This is a genomic window from Gordonia sp. PDNC005 (assembly GCF_016919385.1).
Lineage (GTDB): Bacteria > Actinomycetota > Actinomycetes > Mycobacteriales > Mycobacteriaceae > Gordonia.
This window is the reverse complement of the sequence record NZ_CP070351.1, coordinates 2,376,808-2,396,364: the sequence shown is the minus strand read 5'-3', so window position 1 is coordinate 2,396,364 and position 19,557 is coordinate 2,376,808. Positions and strand designations below refer to the sequence as shown.

Below are 19,557 nucleotides of genomic sequence, written 5' to 3'. Positions count from 1 at the left end.
CAGTCTCCCAATCGTGCTTCAACGTCACTGACCAGCCTGAGCTCAGGCTGGTCGGTCGTGTTGAGGAACGTTCGCTGAGGTGAGGCACGCAGCAGGGAGTCACACGCGGGACAGTGGAAGCCCGAATCCGCTTCCGTCCCAAGCATCATTGGCCTGAATCACGATGGGGCGTGACGTTCGGCGGGCAGAAGAGCTCAGTCGAGGCGATGGACGCCCGCGGTGCGGACTCGGCGTCGCGGGTGGACGGGGAGAGGCGTGGAGACCGGACTCAGCGGGGCTGTCGTCTCCAGGTCGAGCTCGTCCTGTCCCGGCAGCTTCCCGAGACGAGCCAGATGGGCATCGAGATCGAACAGGCGGGCGTGGATCGTCGTGCGGTTCCGCAGAGCCGACCGGACGGCGCGGTGAAGGCCGTCCTCCAGGTACAGGACGTCCTGGAACTGCACGACATGCGAGAACAGATCGCCGTAGAACGTCGAGTCTTCCGACAGCAGTTTGTCCAGGGCCAAAACCGTGGTGACCGGTGTCAGCTGATCCAAGCGGAATTGGCGAGGTGGAATCTTCGCCCATTCGCGTGGGGTCAGGCCGTGATCAGGGTAGGGCTTCCCGTCGTGAACGCCCTTGAAGATCATCGCCGCCTGGCCTTTGAAGTCGGTTTCGTAGAATGAACATGTCCACTCTATGCAACAGCGCGAGGAGGTGCCCGGTGTCGACAGCAGACGACCGTCGCTTCGAGATCCTGCACGCCATCGTCACCGACTTCGTGGACACCCAGGAGCCGATCGGATCGAAGGCTCTCGTCGAGCGGCATCAGCTCGGCGTGTCCAGTGCGACGGTCCGCAACGACATGGCGTTCCTCGAGGCCGAGGGATACATCACCCAACCCCACACGAGTTCGGGACGTGTGCCGACCGACAAGGGATATCGCCTGTTCGTGGACAGGATCAGCGAGATCAAACCGCTGTCGTCGGCGGAACGACGTGCGATCCTCACCGTCCTCGACTCCGGTGTCGACCTCGACGACGTGCTGCGTCGGTCGGTGAAACTGCTCGCGCAGTTGACCCGCCAGGTTGCCGTCATCCAGTACCCGGTGCTGTCGACGGCGCGCGTCCGACATCTCGAAGTGGTGGCGTTGAGTCCTTCTCGACTGCTGCTCGTCGTCATCACCGACACCGGGCGTGTTGAGCAGCGCATGGCGACGCTCCGAGCTCCGATCGACGACCACACGTTGGCGACCCTGCGCGACATGTTCTCCAAAGCCCTCGACGGGCAACGTCTGGAGGACGCTTCGGTCGCCGTAGCCGAACTCGCGACTCATGCACCGCGTGAACTGCAGGAGCCGGTCGTGACGGTCGCGACAGTGCTGGTGGAGACGCTCGTCGAGCGAAGCGAGGACCGGCTGGTGCTCGGCGGCACATCGAACCTCGCACGGTCGGCCGCCGACTTCACCCCCGCGACCGGCGGCATGGACACGGTCCTCGAAGCTCTCGAAGAGCAAGTGGTGGTCCTGAGGCTCTTGGCGCACACTCAGCGGACCGGCACCGTCACCGTGCAGATCGGCGAGGAGACCAACACCGAGAACCTGCGGAACACGTCCGTCGTCTCAACCGGGTACGGTGCTTCGGGCACAGTGTTCGGCAGCGTCGGTGTGGTCGGCCCCACCCGGATGGACTATCCGGGAACAATCGCGTCGGTCGCCGCGGTTGCGAAGTACGTCGGCGAAGTTCTCGCCGATCGATAGTTATGTGTAAGGACGATTTTCACCGTGGCTCGTGATTACTACGGCATTCTCGGCGTGGCGCAGGGCGCGACTGATCAGGAGATCAAGCGCGCGTACCGGAAGCTCGCCCGCGAACTGCACCCCGACGTCAACCCGGACGCCGAGGACCGGTTCAAAGAGGTGACCACCGCCTACGAAGTGCTGTCCGATCCGGAGAAGCGTCGCGTGGTCGACGCGGGCGGCGACCCGCTGGCTGGTCCGGGCGGAGGCGGCTTCGGCGGCGATCCGTTCGGCGGAGGTGGGCTCGGAGACATCTTCCAGACCTTCTTCGGGGGAGGCGGAGGCGGCTTCGGCGGTGGCAGCGGACGAGGACCGCGCGGCCGCGTGCGCCCAGGTGAACCCGCGCTGGTCGGCGTCACCCTCGATCTCGACGAGGTGGCCGAGGGTGCTCGCAAGGAGATCACCGTCGACACCGCGATCCTCTGCGACTCGTGCACCGGATCGGGCACCCGCGACGACTCGAAGCCGGTGACGTGTGGAACCTGCAAGGGCGCCGGAGAGATCCAGTCGGTTCAGCGCTCGTTCCTCGGTCAAGTCATGACAGTCCGCGAATGCCCCGAGTGCCGCGGCGCCGGTGAGATCATCCCGGACCCCTGCCTCAAGTGCGGTGGCGACGGCCGCGTCCGCTCCCGACGCACGATGACAGTCAAGATCCCAGCGGGCGTCCAAGAGGGCATGCGCGTCCGCCTCACCGGCCAGGGTGAGGTCGGACCGGGCGGCGGTCCCGCAGGCGACCTCTACGTCGAGGTCAGCGAAGCCGTCGACGACGTCTTCGTTCGAGACGGCGACGATCTGCACTGCACCGTCCGCGTCCCGATGGCCGACGCCGCGCTGGGAGGCGAAGTTCAGGTGGACACCGTTCTGGGCAGCACCGCGACCGTGACCATCGAGCCGGGCACCCAGCCCGGCACCGTGGTCCGAGTCCGCGGTCACGGGATGCCGCATCTCAACACCGGAATGCGAGGCGACCTGCACGCTCACCTCGAAGTTGTCGTGCCGCGCAAGGTCGACTCCGCGCAGGCCGACCTCCTGCGAAGTCTGCGTGACGCGATCGGAGACGATGTCGAGATCGTGACGGCGTCGTCGAAGTCGGCATCCGGTGGTCTGTTCTCCAAACTGCGCAACGCATTCGTGGGCCGATGACCCCGCCGCTCTTCTGGGTCGACGACGTCCCCGCCGCGGGTGACACCGCGACGGTGTCGGGCTCGGAGGGCAGACACGCGGTGACCGTGACCCGGATCCGTCCGGGGCAGTCGGTGACGCTCGGCGACGGGCGGGGCACGCTCGCGGACTGCGAGGTCACGGACGTGTCGGGAAAAGACCGACTGTCCGTCCGAGTCGGTCGTGTCGAGTTCAACACTCGACCGAAACCCCTCGTCACGGTGGTGCAGGCGTTGCCGAAATCGGAGCGTGGCGAACTCGCCGTTGATCTCATGACGGAAGCCGGAGTGGACGCGGTGGTCCCGTGGCAGGCGTCGCGGTGTGTGGCCCGCTGGGCCGGATCGAAAGCCGAGCGTGGTGTGGAGAAGTGGCGGGCGACCGCGGCGACCGCCGCCAAACAGGCCCGTCGACCGTGGATTCCAGACGTTGCAGATCTCGCGACCACCACCGACGTCCGCGACCTGTGCGCCCGTGCCGTCGCGGACGGTGGAGTGGTCGCTCTGCTCCACGAAGCCGGAGCGACGCCGTTCCGGTCTGTCGATTTCGCGTCGGCGTCGGAGGTCGTTCTGGTCATCGGGCCCGAAGGAGGGCTCGACGACAACGAGATCGCCGACCTCACCGCGCTCGGTGGGAAAGCGGTGGTCCTCGGCCCCGAGGTTCTCCGCACGGCCGCGGCCGGTGCCGTGGCACTCGGTGCTCTCGGGGCGGCCACGGATCGCTGGAGCCGGTGACCCGTGCGCCGCGTCAAGATCGCCTACGGCGACGCGCCGAGCACCTTCGGTCATCTCTACCTGCCGGACGCCGACAAACGTGGTGAGGGACGCGCTCCGATCGTTGTGCTCGTTCACGGTGGATTCTGGTCCACCGAGTACTCGCTCGTGGTGTACACGGGGGTCGCACGAGCCCTCGCCGACCGGGGCGTTGTGGTGTGGAACGTCGAATACCGAAGACGCGAGGAGGCGGGCGGCGGTTGGCCCGGTACCGGGCGCGACGTGATCGCCGCGATCCGAGCACTGGACGGCCCCGTCACCGACCAACTCGCGACTGCGGGCATCCGGGTCGACGCATCGAGTGCGACCGTCATCGGACATTCTGCGGGCGGGCACCTGGCGGTATGGGCCTCCGCACGCCTTAACGGCGCCACCGAGCGGTTCCGCATCGGCGCTGTGATCGCGCAGTCGCCGGTTCTCGACTTGACCGAGACGGGCGCTCACGACCGGCCGTCGGTGGTCGATCTGTTGGGCGCGCCGTTCGACGAGGCCCCGGATCGGTACCGCGACGCGTCACCGTCCGAGCAGTCTCCGTTCGACTCGACTGTCGTCGTGATCCACACGGTCGACGACGAATCGGTGCCGATCGAGATGAGTCGGCGCTACGTCGCCGACGCGACCGCGCGCGGCCAATCCGCTGTCCTCTACGAGGTGCCGGGGGAGGGCCATGACGCCTTCGTGAACCCGACGTCGGCGGCCATGCGCCAGACCCTGCGGGTGATCGGCGTCTGACCCCGAATCATCTCAGATGCGGTTTGCCGCGTCGGCGATAGACTGAGAAGACCATCCCCGCGGGCGCGGGGAACAACTGAACGTCGAGGAGTGACGGATTTAGTGAGTGACTTGAGCCGCGAAACGGTGAAGGCCGACGCGGTGGCGACGTCTCGGATCGATGTGCCGCAAGATCTGGCGGTCGGACTTCTCGGGCCGACGGATGTGAATCTCCGGACCCTGGAACAGCAGCTTCCCGCCGACATCCACGTCCGAGGCAGCAGGATCACCCTCACCGGGACTCCCGCCGACGTGGCCGGATCCGAACGAGTGATCTCCGAACTGGTCAAGCTGGTCCGCACCGGCACCCAGCTGACTCCCGACCTGGTCCGGCAGAGCACGTCGATTCTCGCGACCGGGCAGAAGGAATCGCCTGCTGAGGTGCTCAGCCTCGACATCCTGTCGAACCGCGGCAAGGTGATCAGGCCGAAGACGCTCAACCAGAAGCACTACGTCGACGCGATCGACAAGAACACCATCGTGTTCGGACTCGGCCCGGCAGGCACCGGAAAAACCTACCTCGCGATGGCGAAAGCAGTGCAGGCATTGCGAGCCAAAGAGATCAACCGCATCATCCTGACGAGGCCCGCAGTTGAGGCCGGTGAACGGCTCGGCTTCCTGCCGGGCACGCTGAGTGAGAAGATCGACCCCTACCTGCGTCCGCTGTACGACGCCCTCCACGACATGCTCGACCCGGAGGCCATTCCGAAACTGATGGAGGCGGGCGTCATCGAGGTCGCGCCCCTGGCATACATGCGTGGCAGGACGCTCAACGACGCTTTCATCATCCTTGACGAGGCGCAGAACACCACCGGGGAACAGATGAAGATGTTCCTGACTCGCCTCGGATTCGGCGCGAAGATGGTCGTCACCGGCGATGTGACTCAGGTGGATCTTCCTGGTGGCGCCACCAGTGGGTTGCGCGTCGCAGCGCGCATTCTCGACGGAATCGACGACATCCATTTCGCCGAGTTGACCAGTGCCGACGTGGTCCGGCACAGGCTTGTCGCCGACATCGTCGACGCCTACGGCCGTGCGGAAGAGGAAGCCGAGGGCAACCGGGCCATGAGGCGTGACGGTCTGCGACAGGGAGGACGGCGCCGATGAGCATCGAACTGTTCAACGAATCGGGCGTCGACGTGCCCGAGCAACTGATCATCGAAGCCGCGCGCTTCGCCATGGCACGGATGGACGTCCACCCCGCAGCCGAACTCTCCATCCAACTCGTCGACCTGCAGGCCATGACCGATCTGCATGTGCAGTGGATGGACCTGCCGGGGCCGACTGACGTGATGAGCTTTCCGATGGACGAGCTGACCCCCGGCGGTCGGCCCGACGCCGCCGACCCCGGTCCGGCGATGCTCGGCGACATCGTCTTGTGCCCCGAGTTCGCGGCCGACCAGGCCAAGAGCCAACGGCACAGTTTCGAACACGAGATCGCCGTGCTGACAGTCCACGGGGTCCTGCATCTGCTGGGGTTCGACCACGCCGAACCAGACGACGAGAAGGAGATGTTCGGCCTGCAAGGGCAGATCATCGTCGACTGGTATTCGGCGCGTGACGACCGCGTGCGGCTTCAGGAGCAGGCGCAACGCGACGCAAGGCTGCTTCGGAACACCGGTTTCTCCGGCGACGCGGCCGGGAGCTGACTGATATGACTCGCGACATCGTCTTCATCGGTGCCGCCGTCGCGCTGACCGTTCTTGCCGGCCTGTTCGCCGCGGTCGACACCGCGGTACAGACTGTGTCGACCGCCCGGGTCGACGACATGCTCAAGGACCAGCGCGCCGGCGCGAAACGCCTGCGATCAATCCTCGACCAACGCGGGACGTACGTCGGTCTCGCGGTCCTGATGCGTGTGGTGTGTGAGACGGCCGCCACCGGCCTGGTGGCCGTGATCGCCGTCGACGGCATCGGCGTCGGGTGGGGTCTGGCGGTGACGATCGTGGTGATGACCCTCGTGTCGTACATCGCGGTCGGCGTCGGCCCGCGCACGCTCGGTCGACAGCACGCGTACTCGATCGCATTGATCGCCGCACCTGTGCTGACCGCGATAGGCGTGCTGCTGCGCCCGGTCACTCGACTACTGATCCTCATCGGTAACGGACTGACGCCGGGCAAGGGCTACCGCAACGGCCCGTTCGCGACCGAAGTCGAGGTGCGCGAAGTCGTCGACCTGGCGCAGGAGCGCGGTGTGGTCGACGACGACGAGCGCCGCATGATCCAGTCGGTGTTCGAGTTCGGCGACACCAACGCCCGCGAGGTGATGGTCCCGCGCACCGAGATGATCTGGATCGAGAACGACAAGTCGGCGACGCAGGCGATGAGTCTGGCCGTCCGGTCCGGGCACTCGCGGATCCCGGTGATCGGCGAGAACCCCGATGACATCGTCGGCGTCGTCTACCTCAAGGACCTCGTCGGAAGGATCCTGCCGAAGATCCCACTCGCCGGCTTCACGGTGTCGGACGTGATGCGCGACGCCGAGTTCGTCCCTGACTCCGCGCCGCTCGACGACGTGCTGGCCGACATGCAGACCAAGCGCAACCACATGGCGCTGCTCGTGGACGAATACGGCGGCATCGCCGGCCTCGTCACCATCGAGGACGTGCTCGAGGAGATCGTCGGCGAGATCTCCGACGAGTACGACGTCGACGAGGTCGCCCCGATCCAGAAGCTAGGCGAAGACCGCTACCGGGTGTCGGCGCGGCTGCCCGTCGAGGATCTCGGCGAACTGTTCGGCATCGAGATCGACGACGACGAGGTCGAGACCGTCGGTGGGCTCCTCGCACTTCGACTCGGTCGTGTCCCGCTGCCGGGTGCCAAAGTGAAGTCGCACGGCCTGAAGATGACTGCAGAGGGCGGCCCCAACCGGCTCGGCAGGCAACGGGTGACAACTGTCGTCGTGCGGCGCGCCAAGAAGCGGGACGACGGGGCCGACCGTGACGACTGGTCGGACGACGAATCCGCCGACACGCATCAGGGGGCTACGCTGCCTGAGACACACACTGATCCGATCGGAGAATCCGCTTGAGCACACCCTCGTCCACCGGCCCGCAGTTTCGGTCCGGTTTCGTCTGCTTCGTCGGCCGTCCCAACACCGGCAAGTCGACGCTGACGAATGCGCTCGTCGGCGACAAGATCGCGATCACGTCGAACCGGCCGCAGACCACCCGTCATGCGATCCGCGGCATCGTGAACCGGCCCGATGCGCAGCTCATCCTGATCGACACGCCGGGACTCCACCGGCCGCGCACGCTACTCGGTCAGAGGTTGAACGACGTCGTTCGCGACACGTACTCCGAGGTCGATGTGATCTGCGTCTGTATTCCTGCGGACGAAGCGATCGGTCCCGGCGACCGCCGGATCGTCGAGCAGGTGCAGACGATCGCGCCGAAGACCAAGAAGGTCGGCGTCGTCACCAAGATCGACAGGGTGAGCCCGGACAAGGTCGCCGAACAGCTCATGGCGCTCGCGCGGCTCATGGGCCCGGACGCCGAAGTGGTGCCGTGCTCGGCGAAGTCGGGTCGACAGCTCGACACTCTGTCGGACGTTCTCGTCTCCCTGTGCGACGAAGGTCCTGCGTTCTATCCCGACGGTGAACTCACGGACGAACCCGAGCAGGTCCTCATGGCGGAGTTCATCCGCGAGGCCGCGCTCGAAGGGGTCCGCGACGAGCTTCCGCACTCCCTCGCGGTCGTCATCGAAGAAGTGGTCCCTCGCGACGGTTCGGAGATCGTCGACGTGTACGCGCATCTGTTCGTCGAACGTGACAGTCAGAAGGGCATCATCATCGGCCGCAAGGGCGCGCGCCTCAAGGAGGTCGGTACCGCCGCGCGCGGTCAGATCGAGCGGCTGCTCGGCACCAAGGTGTACCTCGACCTGCACGTCAAGGTTGCCAAAGACTGGCAACGCGATCCCAAGCAACTCGGTCGCCTCGGGTTCTAGAATGGGAAGTGTTCGACCTTCGTCGGACTTTGCGAAAGGTTCCTCCCTGCCATGATTCGCTTCCTCCTGAACGTCGGGGTCAGTCTCGTCTCGTCGGCCGTCGCACTGCTCGTGTGTGCCTGGCTGATCGACGGTTTCGACCTGAGAGCCCAAGGCTTCGTCATCGCCGTCGCGATCTTCACCGCCGTGCAGGCGGTGATGGGCCCGTTCGTGTTCAACATGGCGCGCAAGTACGCGTCGGCGGTCCTGGGAGGCATCGGCCTCGTCTCGACGCTGCTGTCGTTGCTCATCACGTCGATCGTCGGGAGCTCGCTGAGCATTTCCGGCGCCGCGGCCTGGATCTCGTCGACTGTGCTGATCTGGCTGATCACCGCCCTCGGAACGTGGGGCATCGGGTTCCTGGTCGTCACCAAGTGGCGGGAGGCACGCAGCAGCGCGAAGGCGAAGGACCAGGCGATCGAGGACGCCCTCGACCGTAGGGCCAAGAAGTAGATTCGCCGGCCCGAACGGTGGACAACACTCGTGCCCGCGTTGCACGCTGGGAACATGCCGACCGTCGAGCTGCCCGCGGGCCCGATCGACTACACCGACACCGGATCCGACGGTCCGGTGATCGTCTTCGGCCACGGACTGCTCATGGACGGAAATCTCTGGCGTGAGGTGATTCCCCTCCTGGACGGCTACCGGTGCATCGCGCCGACGTGGCCTCTTGGTGCGCACCGCCGTCCTATGCACGCCGACGCGGCACTCGATCACGCGGGAATCTCCCGGATCATCGCCGACTTCCTCGACGCCCTGGATCTGTCGAAGGTGACGCTCGTCCTCAACGATTGGGGCGGAGGACAGTTCATCGTGTCGGAGGCACGTCACGACAGGATCGGCCGACTGGTCCTCGCGTCGTGCGAGGCGTACGACAACTTCCCGCCCAAGCCTGCACGACCGGGCGTTGCACTGTGCCGATTGCCGGGCGGACCCTCCTTGTTCATGCAACTCACGCGGACACCGATGTTCCGTCGAGGAAGACAGGCATACGGCGGCCTTGCGAAGCGGGGGATCGACGACGGTCTGCTCGACGCGTGGTTCGCGCCGGCACTGCGCGACGCCGACATCAGGCGCGATCTCAAGAAGTTCGCGACGGGAACTCCATCGCGCGAAGTGCTCGATCACTGGCACCGTGAAGTCGTCACCTTCGACGGACCGGTGCTGCTGTTGTGGGCGACGGAGGACCGCATGATGCCGGTTGAACACGCGCGGCGGATGGCTGACGAGTTCTCCAATGCGAAGCTCGTCGAGGTCGACGACTCGTGGACCTTGCTGCCGCTTGACCAGCCCGAACGGGTCGCGGTTGAACTCGATCTGTTCGTCACCGCTCACTAGAGCCCGGGCGGGCGGGTCGGATACGCCGAATGTCGGTGGCGGGTGGGACAATGACCTGGTGAGGTTCTACTCCGACGAAGCGGTGGTGCTGCGCCAGCACAAGCTGGGCGAAGCCGACCGCATCATCACCTTCCTCACCGCAGAGCACGGGCTGGTGCGCGCGGTGGCCAAGGGGATTCGCCGTACCCGCTCCAAGTTCGGCGCGAGACTCGAACCCTTCGCACACGTCGACGTGCACTTCTACCCTGGCCGCAACCTCGACATCGTGACCCAGGTGCACAGCCTGCACGCCTTCTCCGACGACATCGCCGCCGACTACGGGCGATACACAACGGCGTGCGCGGTGCTCGAGACCGCGGAGCGTCTTGCCGGGGAGGAGCGGGCACCGGCCAAACAGCTGCACCGGCTGACGGTCGGAGCACTGCAGGCGTTGGCCGAGAACCGTCGTGATCGACAGTGGATCCTCGACGCCTTCCTGCTGCGCGCGATGTCGACGGCCGGCTGGATGCCGGCCCTGGACGTATGCGCCCGGTGTGCACAACCCGGACCGCATCGTGCCTTTCACGTCGCTGTCGGGGGAGCCGTGTGCATCCACTGCCGTCCGGCGGGTGCAGCGACCCCGTCGGTCGGAGTGCTCGACGTGATGGACGCGCTCGCACGCGGCGAATGGGACCACGTCAGCGCCGCCACCGACTCCCAGCGTCGGCAGGCGAGCGGTCTCACAGCTGCTCACCTGCAATGGCACCTGGAACGGCAACTACGCACACTTCCGCTGATCGAACGGCACGCGCCGCACGCGATCATCACCGATGAACATCCCCTGGAAGGTCAGGTCAGCTGATGGCAAGCTTGCGCCGACGTCCGACGCCGACGGAGCCCGTTGTGGTCCGGCCGCCGGACCCCCACCCGTCCGGCGCTGTGCCGCCCGCGATCCCCGCCGAGTTCGTCCCGAATCATGTCGCTCTGGTGATGGACGGCAACGGTCGATGGGCGCAGGAGCGGGGACTGCCTCGAACCGAAGGACACAAGCGCGGCGAAGCAGTGCTGATGGACTCGGTGTGCGGGTCCATCGAGATCGGCGTCAAGTGGCTGTCCGCCTACGCGTTCTCCACTGAGAACTGGTCGCGCAGCCCCGACGAGGTCAAGTTCCTGATGGGATTCAATCGCGACGTGATCCGTCGTCGCCGCGATGAGATGAACGAGATGGGTGTACGTGTCCGGTGGGCCGGTCGACGCCCTCGCCTGTGGCGCAGCGTCATCAAAGAGCTCGAGGTCGCCGAAGAGCTGACGAAGAACAACACCGTCATGACGCTCACCATGTGCGTCAATTACGGCGGACGTGCCGAGATCGCCGACGCGGCACGAGAGATCGCCCGCCGCGCCGCCCGAGGGGAGATAGACCCCGAGCGGATCACCGAGGCGTCGTTCGCCAAATACCTCGATGAGCCGGACATGCCAGACGTCGACCTGTTCCTGCGGCCGTCCGGTGAGCAGCGGCTGTCCAACTTTCTGCTCTGGCAGTCCGCATACGCCGAGATGGTGTACCAGGAGAAGCTCTTCCCGGACTTCGACCGTCGCGACTTGTGGGCCGCGTGCCTCGAGTACGCCAAACGCGACCGCCGCTTCGGCAGCGCCTGACCTGATCAGGGAGTCATCGCGTCGAGCATCGCGGTGAGGTCCGATTCCAGTGCGGCGCGGTCGACGCCCGCATCGGCGAGTGGTCCCTCGCCGTTCTCCACTTCGAGGAGCGCGAGCAGGATGTGCTCGGTGCCGATGTAGGCGTGGCCGAGCCGTAGTCCGTGGCGGAAGGTGAGCTCGAGTGCTTTGCGCGCCGATGCGTCGTAGGGGACCAGGTCGGGGGCCTCGCCGTCGATGATCGGCGACGCTGCCGCAACGGCCTTCCGGACCTCGACCGGGTCCACGCCCTGGCGCGTCAGGAGCAATGTGGCGAGGGACGTCTCGTCGTCGAGCAGCGCGGCTGCCAAGTGCGCGGCGGTGACTTCCGGATTCCCTGCCGACGTGGCGTCGTTGTGCGCTGCAGCGAGCACGTTCCGAGCGCGTTCGGTGAAGGCGGCGAAGCCTTTGCTCGGGTCCAGTTTCACAGCGCCCGGGGTGAACCGCTTCTGTGCGGCCTGCTTCGTCACTCCGAGGCACCCTCCGATGTCGTTCCACGAGGCGCCCGCAGCGCGAGCCGCGTCCACGAAGTGGCCGACGAGATGATCTGACGTCTGATCGAGGTGTTCCCCGGTCAGGACTGCCGAAGTGAGACGGTCCAGTGGGTCGTCGGAGTTCTCGGTGATGCCCCGGATCAGGTCGTCGAGGTTGATGGAGTCGAGTCGTGTCGGTTCGGCCATGCGTCAACCGTAGGTTGACAGACAGTTGCGCGTCAACCATTGGTTGACGATGGCAAGTACGCCGTCCCAGTCCCTACCAGCCGGCGCGGCGTCGGGCCGGGACGCCGGACTGCACTGCTCGGCGGATCTGATCGTCGTCGTAGCCCATCGCCAGGAGTTGTGCGCGTGTGTACACACCGGAGTCGTCCATACAAGGTTGGACGCGCAGAACGGGAAATCGGTTCCATCCTGGTTGGGGATACTCCGAAGATCGGTCGTTGTATCGACGTTCGGCGACACTATGCCGTCGGACCTGGATGGGGCGACCGATCTCAGGAGCAGGCGGCGCAGGTGCCGAAGATCTCCACCGTGTGGCTGATGTCGCTGAAGCCGTTGTCGGACGCGATGCGGGCGGCCCAGCGTTCGACGGGATCAGCCTGGACCTCCACTGTGGTGCCGCACTCCCGGCAGACCAAATGGTGATGGTGGCCGGTGGAGCAGTGGCGGTAGCGCGTCTCGCCGGAGCCGTCCCAGATGGCGTCGATCTGGGCCGCCTCGGTGAGAGCGGTGAGATTCCGATAGACAGTGGTTAGGCCGATCGACTCGCCTCGGTCACGCAACTTGTCGTGCAGCTGCTGTGCCGACAGGAAGTCGTCGGTGGACGCCAGCACGTCGGCGATCGCGGCACGCTGTTTGGTGGATCGTTGGCCGGTCACCGGCTTGGCGGGCTTCTCGCTCATGGCTTGGTCTCACGCAGTTCCGACGCGTGGATGAGGGCGTCGACGACGATGTGGGCGACGTGGTCGTCGGCGAGTGCGTAGTCGATCTCCCTGCCGCGCCGGGTTCCGACGACAACGCCGGACTTCTTCAGAACACTCAAGTGCTGGCTCACCTGCGGCTGGTTCAGGTGCAGCGTGTCGACGAGCTCGTGGACACACATCGATCGTTCACGCAGGCTCAGGACGATGGCGACTCTGGCGGGCGAGGCGAGGGACCGCAGGAGATCGGCGGCAGCGGCGTTTCCCGCATGGTCTGTCATCGGCGCCATGGAGGGACTCGGGTGAACCATTCCACCATCTTAAAGGAAGTGATTGTCATTTGCCCTTTCGTCGTGGAGGGTAGTGATGCGGTGCTGCACGCAACGACTACCCTGGTGACTGTTCCCCAACCCCAACGTCGTGGAGATCAGAAACCGTGGCTGTGCAGTCCAAAGTCGATGCTGTCGTCAACCTCGCCAAGCGGCGCGGTCTGGTGTACCCCTGCGGTGAGATCTACGGCGGTACGCGCTCGGCCTGGGACTACGGCCCGCTGGGCGTCGAGTTGAAGGACAACATCAAGCGTCAGTGGTGGCGCACCATGGTCACCTCGCGTGACGACGTCGTCGGCCTCGACTCGTCGGTCATCCTCCCGCGTCGGGTGTGGGAGGCGTCGGGCCATGTGGACGTGTTCACCGATCCGCTCATCGAGTGCACCAATTGCCACAAGCGTCAGCGCCAGGATCACCTCCAGGAGGCGTACGCGCTTAAGAAGGGCATCGACGACCCGGACACCGTTCCGATGTCGGAGATCGGCTGCCCGGAGTGTGGAACCAAGGGGCAGTGGACCGAACCGAAGTCGTTCTCGGGTCTGCTCAAGACCTTCCTCGGCCCCGTTGACGACTCCGAGGGACTGCACTACCTCCGCCCGGAGACGGCGCAGGGCATCTTCATCAACTTCAAGAACGTCATGACCACCTCGCGGCGCAAGCCGCCGTTCGGCATCGCGCAGGTCGGCAAGAGCTTCCGCAACGAGATCACCCCCGGCAACTTCATCTTCCGCACTCGAGAGTTCGAGCAGATGGAGATGGAGTTCTTCGTCAAGCCGGGTGACGACGAGGAATGGCACCAGCACTGGATCGACGCCCGCTACAACTGGTACGTCGACCTCGGCATCGACCCGGAGAACCTGCGTCTTTACGATCACCCGAAAGAGAAGCTGTCGCACTACTCGAAGCGCACCGTCGACGTCGAGTACAAGTTCGGCTTCAGCGGCAACCCGTGGGGCGAGCTCGAAGGTGTTGCGAACCGTACCGACTACGATCTCGCGACGCACAGCAAGGCCTCCGGCGAGGATCTGATCTACTTCGATCAGGCCACCGGTGAGAAGTACACGCCGTTCGTCATCGAGCCCGCCGCAGGACTCGGCCGGTCGATGATGGCGTTCCTGTGCGACGCCTACACCGACGAAGAGGTCCCGAACGCCAAGGGCGGCACCGACACCCGCACGGTCCTCAAGCTCGATCGTCGTCTCGCGCCGGTCAAGGCCGCAGTGCTTCCGCTGTCGCGCAACGAGAAGCTGTCGCCGAAGGCCCGCGACCTCGCCGCGGAACTGCGCAAGCACTGGAACGTCGAGTTCGACGACGCGCAGGGCATCGGCAAGCGCTACCGCCGCCAGGACGAGATCGGCACGCCGTTCTGCGTGACCGTCGACTTCGACACACTCGACGACCAGGCTGTCACGATCCGTGAGCGCGACACCATGAGCCAGGAACGTGTCTCGCTGGACAAGGTCGTCGAGTATCTCGGCGGCAAGCTCATCGGGTCCTGACCCCGTTCGACGACGAGCCCGCCACCGCACGACCGGTGGCGGGCTTCGTTGTAGGCGCAGTGTGTCAGGCGAGTGCGGCGACGACGCCGAAGCCGTCGTCCCAACCTGCCACGAGCCGTGCGTCGCCGATGGCGGGTTCGGCGAGGTCGTGGGTGAAGAGGATGTCGTTCCCCGGCGACGTGCCCTCCAGGCGTATCCGGACGGGCGGGTCCATCGGAACGACGGTCCCGTCGGCTTTGTGGACTTCGAGTTCGGCCTGCTGCAGATCTCCGTGCAGCGCTCGCGTGAAGCAGTCGACGCCCACGGGATCGGCGGCGGCGTCGTAGATCCACCGGTCGCCGAGCACGGAGTGGGTCATGGTTGTGATGAGGTGTGCGTCAGCGCCCGGCAGGGGAGCGTCGCGGTAGGTGAGCGGAACGTGCAGCACGCGGCCGCCGCGATTGACCAGCAGTGCTTCGACGCCGACTCTGCCCGCTGGGTCGTCGAAACGATATCCGCCGATCATCGTGACTTCGCCCGATCCGCCCCACGGGACCGCATCGAGATGTGCGATGACGAGTTCGAGTTTGGTGGGCGTGATCGTCGCCTGATGCAGGACTGCCATTCCTGCAGAGCGTAGTCGGTACTGTTCACATGTGAACCCCCGATTTCTCATCTTCTTCGCCTGTGTGCTGATGTTCGTCGCCTGCGCCATGATGGTCGGTCAGCAGCAGTGGATGATGCTCGCGATTGCCGTGCCGGTCTGGCTGGCGATCCTCGGCTTCTGGGTGTACCGGCAGCGGACTCGCTAGGGCTTCTCCTCGGCCGCGGCCCGGAGTGCGGCGACCTCACTCTGCAGTTCGGCTATCCGGTCGATGTACGGCTGGACCCGCTCACGGACCTGGTCCGCCGTGTACTGGGGGACCAGGCTGCGAGAGCAGTTCCAGTCGAAGGCCTCCACGTCGACGACGATGCTGCGCTCGCACGTCGCGGAGATCTCGCCGCCGTCCACCCGGCGGAGTCGTCGGAGGAACTCGGGGTCGTTGGACACGTGTGCGCGGCCGAACACCTTGAGACGACTGCGCAAGGGGTAATCGGCGACGAAGATCGCGACCCGGCCGTCTGCGTCGATGTTGCCTGTGGAGACGAACTGCCGGTTGCCGCGGAAGTCCGCGAAAGCGATTCGGTTGCCACCGAGGTGGTGGACGAATCCGGCTGGACCGCTTCGGTATTGGACATATGGCCAACCTGATTCGGTGACGGTGGCGAGGTGGAATTGAAAGGCGGATGTCAGCATCGCCACTTCGCGTGTGCCGAGTTCCTGCGGGCCCTCGTCGTCGGAGACGCAGTTGTCTGAGGCCTCACCGCCGTAGGCTCCGATGCTGCCGGCGGAACGTTGTCGCGCGCGGGCGGATTCGCCGAACACGATGTGCTGGTAGCGATTTCCCATGGCCTCAGTGAAACACCGATCGGTCGTTCGAGCGACGCTGTGACCTGCTGAATGTGCGGGTGAGCACATTTTCCAAACAAACTAGAACCTGTTCTAGTTTGCTGATGTAGTGTCGCCGGCATGGACCGACTGAGTGGCCTTGACGCAAGCTTCCTCTACCTTGAGACCCCCGAGCAACTGATGCATGTCTGTGGACTCCTCGTCCTCGACACGACGACGATGCCAGGCGGCTACTCGTACGCCACGATGCGAGACACGCTGGAATCGCGAGTGCGGAAGGTTCCGCAGTTCACTCGCAAGATCCGGCGCGTTCCCCTCGATCTCGGGCATCCGATCTGGGTGAACGACGACCACTTCGACATCAATCACCACTTCCACCGGATGGCCTTGCCGAAACCCGCGAGCTACGCCGAACTCGTGGAAGTATGCGGACATCTCGCCGGCCTGCCGATGGATCGGAACCGTCCCCTGTGGGAGATGTGGCTGATCGAGGGGTATATCGACTCGAACGACGTAGAGAACGTCGTGATCTTCTCGAAGATGCACCATGCGACGGTCGACGGCGCGTCCGGCTCGAACCTCATCTCGTACCTGTGCAGCCTCGAACCGGACGCGCCGCCGCTCGCTCCCGACGCAGACGCGCGCAACGAGAGCGGTCCCGGCGGTCTGGAACTCTTCGGTCGTGGGCTGCTCGACACCCTCGCTCGTCCCTTGTCGATCCCGAAGATGGTGATGCCGTCGGTGGGGCTGATCACCGCGACGATCGGCCGCGCACGCGAAGGCACAGCTATGGCGCCTCCCTTCACGGCCCCGCGAACCTCGTTCAACGGGACCATCGACGGTCACCGCACGATCGCCGTCGCCGACATGGATCTCGAGGACATCAAGACAGTTCGCCGAGCCACCGGTGCCACTGTCAACGACATCGTCCTCAGTGTTGCGGGTGGAGCGCTTCGCGCCTACCTCGACGAGCGGGGCGAGCTGCCGGAAGCGCCGCTTCTCGCGTCCGTGCCCGTATCCGTCCGCGGCGAGTCCGAGCGTGAAGGCGGTGCGAACAAGGTCTCTGCTCTGTTCGCGCGACTCGGCACCGACATCGACGACCCGATGGAGCGCCTCCAATCGATGACCGAGGCCAACAAGAATGCCAAAGAGCACCACAAGGCGATCCCCGCCGACACACTGCAGGACTGGGCCGAGTTCGCGGCACCGCGCACCTTCGGCCTCGCGGTCCGCGCCTACGCGGGTCTGCGCCTCGCCGAGAAGCATCCGGTGGTGCACAATCTGGTGATCTCGAACGTGCCCGGCCCGCCGATCCCGCTCTACTTCATGGGTGCGCGGATCGACGGTCTGTACCCGCTCGGTCCGGTGTTCCACGGCGCTGGCCTCAACATCACGGTGCTGTCGAACAACGGTGTCGTGCACGTCGGGATCATCGCCTCCGAACAGAGCGTACGGAACCCGCAGACAATGGTCGAACACTTCCCGCGCGAACTCGCCAGGCTCAAGGAAGTGGCCGAAGAGGGCGTCAGCGCGGTCGACTAGACCGCGGAATCATTCGACGACGGCGGCGCTGAACGTCGGCGGGTCGCCCAGGAACGGGCGGTGCGACGGCGGCTGGTTGCCGTCGACATCGGTCACTCCCAGTTCCTGTGCGATCTCGGCTCCGACGAGGACTTGTCCGGTGCGCTCCATCAGCGCCGGGTCGCGGTGTAGAGCGTCGATGATTCGACCGGGGAACTCGACGGTCTCCGCGGTCGCGGCCAGACCCTCGTACATCGCTGGGTTCTCGGCGAAGGCGGCCATCGTCCGCTCGGTCTTGAGCAGGCCCATCCACAGGGAGATCACGGCGACGCCGAACGGTTTGAAGTCGACGGCCATGTCGTGGGCCATCTTGTCGACGGCGGCTTTTCCGGCACCATAGGCGGGGCCGTGCATGTAGCAGGATCCGCCGAACGACGACGTGTTGACCACCAGCCCCGAACCGTTGGCGGCGAGCAACGGGCCGGCGTAGAACGATGACACGTACGACGAACGCATGCCGACGTCGAACAGATCGGTGAGGTCCAGCGGCTTCTCCCAGAACGGCCCCTTCTTCGTGAGAGCCGATGGGATGGCGATCGCGTTGTTCACGAGGATGTCGAGCCTGCCCTGCTCTGCGCGGACTCGATCGAACAGGGCGGCGACCTGAGCGTCGTCGGAATGGTCGACGATCACGGGGATGCCGACTCCGCCGCGCGCCGTGACCTCTTCAGCGGTCTGCGCGACGGTCCCGGGCAGGTCGGCTTGACCCTCGGCCGCGGTCCGGCCGGTGACGTAGACGGTGGCACCGGTCGAGGCGAGTGCAAGGGCGATGCCTTTGCCTGCACCGCGAGATGCTCCGGTGACAACGGCGATGCGGGTTGCGTTCATGTCCATCCTCAGTGCGTACTCCCGCTCACCCCGGCGAAGCGTGTTCGCTCCCACCGAGCGGGAGGGTAGTCAGTTGCGGGTGCTGTTCTCGCGCCAGCGCGCGAGGACGGTGTTCGTCGCCTCGATGAGCACCGGGACGAACGCGTCGGCGTTCATCACGCAGCACGAGTGTCCTGCGTCGACCTCGTGGATGGTGGCACCCGGAATGCGTCGTGCCATCGCCATCTGACGGGCCGGGGGTATCGCCTTGTCGCGCAAGGGGACGACAACCGCGGTCGGCACGTTGATCTCGCGGATCCACGGCTTGGTGTGGTGGCCGCCGATGGCGGCGACGGCACGTCCGACCGCGGCTGGACGAGTGGATTTGAACTCGGCCAGCGCCCAGCGGTGGATGTCGTCGGCGGGATCAACCGGTCGCGGTGCCACGCCTTTGACGGGCGTCCGTCGTCGGGGTGAACCGAGGGACATTCCCATGGCGCGGTGGAACAGCCGCTCGGTCGTGTTGGTCTGGAACTGGTCGGTGCTGGCACACAGCACAAGTCCGCCGACACGATCGGGATGCTGTCGCCAGACCCGCTGCGCGATGAGTGATCCCATCGAGAACCCCGCGATGATCGCCTTGTCGATGCCGAGTGCGTCCAACACGGCGGCAGCGTCGTCGGCGCAGTCGTGCAGGGTGAACTTGTCGGTGTCGATGCCGCGGCCGTGCAGCCGCTGGTCCATCGTGATGACGCGGAACTTCCTGGACAGTGCCGGGATGCTCGGGAACCACGTGAGCAGGCCGGTGGTGGACAGTGCGTGCAGCAGCAGAATGGCGGGTGCGTCGTCTGTCGGGCCGGATGTGTCGGTGACGTACGTCGATCCGCGGCCTGGGAGGTTGACCATGCGACCGTCGGGGATCTCCACGTTGGGGATCCGGACGTTGGCGGGCAGTCGGGAGCCGAGGTCCCGGCGTGTACTACTCATCGATCCAGCCTTCGGTCGGCAGCAAGAAACTGA

23 protein-coding genes are annotated in these 19,557 nt (G+C 65.6%); 15 read left to right on the top strand and 8 right to left on the bottom strand.

The window, feature by feature from the left end:
- Positions 1-194 precede the first annotated feature (194 nt).
- A complete protein-coding gene (locus tag JVX90_RS11300; protein ID WP_205328877.1) occupies positions 195-629 on the bottom strand; it encodes a type II toxin-antitoxin system VapB family antitoxin in 435 nt (144 codons plus the stop codon).
- A 74-nt stretch (positions 630-703) separates the two neighbouring features.
- Here JVX90_RS11300 and hrcA point away from each other — a divergent pair, with 74 nt between their 5' ends.
- From hrcA to JVX90_RS11240, 12 genes are all read left to right on the top strand, one after another.
- Positions 704-1,738, top strand: a complete 1,035-nt coding sequence (gene hrcA / locus JVX90_RS11295; protein ID WP_205328876.1) for a heat-inducible transcriptional repressor HrcA — start codon at positions 704-706, stop codon at positions 1,736-1,738.
- A gap of 24 nt (positions 1,739-1,762) precedes the next feature.
- Positions 1,763-2,920, top strand: a complete 1,158-nt coding sequence (gene dnaJ, locus JVX90_RS11290) for a molecular chaperone DnaJ (RefSeq protein WP_205328875.1) — start codon at positions 1,763-1,765, stop codon at positions 2,918-2,920.
- Entirely contained in the window at positions 2,917-3,669 is a 753-nt protein-coding gene (locus JVX90_RS11285) for a 16S rRNA (uracil(1498)-N(3))-methyltransferase (protein ID WP_205328874.1), read from the top strand. Before dnaJ ends, JVX90_RS11285 begins: the two co-directional genes overlap by 4 nt.
- A gap of 3 nt (positions 3,670-3,672) precedes the next feature.
- Positions 3,673-4,440, top strand: a complete 768-nt coding sequence (locus tag JVX90_RS11280; protein WP_205328873.1) for an alpha/beta hydrolase — start codon at positions 3,673-3,675, stop codon at positions 4,438-4,440.
- A gap of 102 nt (positions 4,441-4,542) precedes the next feature.
- A complete protein-coding gene (locus JVX90_RS11275; RefSeq protein ID WP_205328872.1) occupies positions 4,543-5,586 on the top strand; it encodes a PhoH family protein in 1,044 nt (347 codons plus the stop codon).
- The gene (ybeY, locus tag JVX90_RS11270; RefSeq protein ID WP_205328871.1) at positions 5,583-6,128 is read left to right on the top strand and encodes an rRNA maturation RNase YbeY; all 546 of its coding nucleotides are present in this window, start codon (positions 5,583-5,585) and stop codon (positions 6,126-6,128) included. The genes JVX90_RS11275 and ybeY overlap by 4 nt, the downstream gene beginning before the upstream one ends.
- Before the next feature lie 5 nt (positions 6,129-6,133).
- Positions 6,134-7,510, top strand: coding sequence for a hemolysin family protein (locus JVX90_RS11265; RefSeq protein ID WP_205328870.1), 1,377 nt, complete (start codon positions 6,134-6,136; stop codon positions 7,508-7,510).
- Positions 7,507-8,424, top strand: coding sequence for a GTPase Era (era, locus tag JVX90_RS11260; RefSeq protein WP_205328869.1), 918 nt, complete (start codon positions 7,507-7,509; stop codon positions 8,422-8,424). The genes JVX90_RS11265 and era overlap by 4 nt, the downstream gene beginning before the upstream one ends.
- Before the next feature lie 51 nt (positions 8,425-8,475).
- Positions 8,476-8,916: a phage holin family protein gene (locus tag JVX90_RS11255; protein ID WP_205328868.1), complete on the top strand. Its 441-nt coding sequence runs from the start codon at positions 8,476-8,478 to the stop codon at positions 8,914-8,916.
- A 54-nt stretch (positions 8,917-8,970) separates the two neighbouring features.
- The gene (locus JVX90_RS11250; RefSeq protein ID WP_205328867.1) at positions 8,971-9,801 is read left to right on the top strand and encodes an alpha/beta fold hydrolase; all 831 of its coding nucleotides are present in this window, start codon (positions 8,971-8,973) and stop codon (positions 9,799-9,801) included.
- A gap of 58 nt (positions 9,802-9,859) precedes the next feature.
- Positions 9,860-10,642 (top strand): DNA repair protein RecO, encoded by a 783-nt coding sequence (gene recO, locus JVX90_RS11245; protein ID WP_205328866.1) that lies wholly within the window; start codon positions 9,860-9,862, stop codon positions 10,640-10,642.
- The gene (locus JVX90_RS11240) at positions 10,642-11,439 is read left to right on the top strand and encodes an isoprenyl transferase (protein ID WP_205328865.1); all 798 of its coding nucleotides are present in this window, start codon (positions 10,642-10,644) and stop codon (positions 11,437-11,439) included. The genes recO and JVX90_RS11240 overlap by 1 nt, the downstream gene beginning before the upstream one ends.
- A 5-nt stretch (positions 11,440-11,444) precedes the next feature.
- On the opposite strand, the gene JVX90_RS11235 is transcribed toward JVX90_RS11240, so the two are convergent.
- The 3 genes from JVX90_RS11235 to JVX90_RS11225 form a co-directional block, all read right to left on the bottom strand.
- Complete coding sequence (locus tag JVX90_RS11235; protein WP_205328864.1) at positions 11,445-12,155, bottom strand: Clp protease N-terminal domain-containing protein; 711 nt, start codon at positions 12,153-12,155, stop codon at positions 11,445-11,447.
- 311 nt (positions 12,156-12,466) lie between these two features.
- Positions 12,467-12,874, bottom strand: a complete 408-nt coding sequence (locus JVX90_RS11230) for a Fur family transcriptional regulator (protein WP_205328863.1) — start codon at positions 12,872-12,874, stop codon at positions 12,467-12,469.
- Positions 12,871-13,173, bottom strand: a complete 303-nt coding sequence (locus tag JVX90_RS11225; RefSeq protein ID WP_240193863.1) for a metalloregulator ArsR/SmtB family transcription factor — start codon at positions 13,171-13,173, stop codon at positions 12,871-12,873. The genes JVX90_RS11230 and JVX90_RS11225 overlap by 4 nt, the downstream gene beginning before the upstream one ends.
- Positions 13,174-13,328: 155 nt before the next feature.
- Here JVX90_RS11225 and JVX90_RS11220 point away from each other — a divergent pair, with 155 nt between their 5' ends.
- The gene (locus tag JVX90_RS11220) at positions 13,329-14,720 is read left to right on the top strand and encodes a glycine--tRNA ligase (protein ID WP_205328861.1); all 1,392 of its coding nucleotides are present in this window, start codon (positions 13,329-13,331) and stop codon (positions 14,718-14,720) included.
- Positions 14,721-14,784: 64 nt separating this feature from the next.
- On the opposite strand, the gene JVX90_RS11215 is transcribed toward JVX90_RS11220, so the two are convergent.
- Positions 14,785-15,324 carry a hypothetical protein gene (locus JVX90_RS11215; RefSeq protein WP_240193862.1) on the bottom strand — a complete coding sequence of 180 codons (540 nt, stop codon included), beginning with the start codon at positions 15,322-15,324 and terminating at the stop codon, positions 14,785-14,787.
- 31 nt (positions 15,325-15,355) lie between these two features.
- Between JVX90_RS11215 and JVX90_RS11210 the strand changes: the two genes are divergently transcribed.
- Positions 15,356-15,511, top strand: a complete 156-nt coding sequence (locus tag JVX90_RS11210; RefSeq protein ID WP_169332789.1) for a hypothetical protein — start codon at positions 15,356-15,358, stop codon at positions 15,509-15,511.
- On the opposite strand, the gene JVX90_RS11205 is transcribed toward JVX90_RS11210, so the two are convergent.
- Positions 15,508-16,149 (bottom strand): pyridoxamine 5'-phosphate oxidase family protein, encoded by a 642-nt coding sequence (locus JVX90_RS11205; protein ID WP_205328859.1) that lies wholly within the window; start codon positions 16,147-16,149, stop codon positions 15,508-15,510. The two genes, JVX90_RS11210 and JVX90_RS11205, sit on opposite strands and share 4 nt — an antisense overlap.
- A gap of 120 nt (positions 16,150-16,269) precedes the next feature.
- On the opposite strand from JVX90_RS11205, the gene JVX90_RS11200 reads away from it, so the two are divergent.
- Entirely contained in the window at positions 16,270-17,691 is a 1,422-nt protein-coding gene (locus JVX90_RS11200; RefSeq protein ID WP_205328858.1) for a wax ester/triacylglycerol synthase family O-acyltransferase, read from the top strand.
- Between the two features lie 9 nt (positions 17,692-17,700).
- Here the strand turns inward: JVX90_RS11200 and JVX90_RS11195 are convergent, their stop codons facing one another.
- Both JVX90_RS11195 and JVX90_RS11190 read right to left on the bottom strand, forming a co-directional pair.
- Positions 17,701-18,558, bottom strand: coding sequence for an SDR family NAD(P)-dependent oxidoreductase (locus JVX90_RS11195; protein WP_240193861.1), 858 nt, complete (start codon positions 18,556-18,558; stop codon positions 17,701-17,703).
- 69 nt (positions 18,559-18,627) lie between these two features.
- On the bottom strand, positions 18,628-19,524 hold the full coding sequence (locus JVX90_RS11190) for an alpha/beta fold hydrolase (RefSeq protein WP_205328856.1): 897 nt from the start codon (positions 19,522-19,524) through the stop codon (positions 18,628-18,630).
- Between the last annotated feature and the right edge of the window lie 33 nt (positions 19,525-19,557).